Origin of the sequence: Streptococcus danieliae (genome assembly GCF_013415245.1) — a bacterium.
In the GTDB taxonomy this organism is placed as follows: Bacteria; Bacillota; Bacilli; order Lactobacillales; family Streptococcaceae; genus Streptococcus; species Streptococcus danieliae_A.
In genome coordinates this window covers 1-413 of the sequence record NZ_JACBXX010000059.1, presented here as the reverse complement: position 1 = coordinate 413, position 413 = coordinate 1, and the positions used below count along the sequence as shown (strand labels likewise).

The window sequence follows — 413 nt, the reverse complement described above, 5'->3', positions numbered from 1 at the left end:
GCCTCAACGTGACCAACAGGAATACGCTGATAAAACGCCGCCAGGCTGGTTGCCAGCGTCGTTGTTGTGTCGCCGTGAACCAGCACGACGTCTGGTTTGAACTCGGCAAGAATAGGTTTTAGCCCTTCCAGAATCCGACAGGTTATCTCTGTCAGGCCCTGTCCTGGCTGCATTATGTTGAGATCGTAGTCAGGTACAATGGAAAAGAGTTTCAGCACCTGATCGAGCATCTCCCGATGCTGCGCAGTGACGCAAACTTTAGCCTCAAAAAAAGGATCTTTTGCCAACGCATGCACCAACGGAGCCATCTTGATGGCTTCCGGGCGCGTACCAAATACAGTCAGTACTTTCACATCGATTCTCTTCGAATAAGCGGCGAGCGCCTTTGCGCTCGCAGCAGCAGTGTTGCTATT

General features: G+C 51.8%; 1 protein-coding gene. It reads right to left on the bottom strand.

The window, feature by feature from the left end:
* A partial coding sequence (locus tag HZY94_RS01640) for a UDP-N-acetylglucosamine 2-epimerase (protein ID WP_218925695.1) occupies positions 1-308 on the bottom strand: 308 nt, incomplete at its 3' end.
* Positions 309-413: the final 105 nt, after the last annotated feature.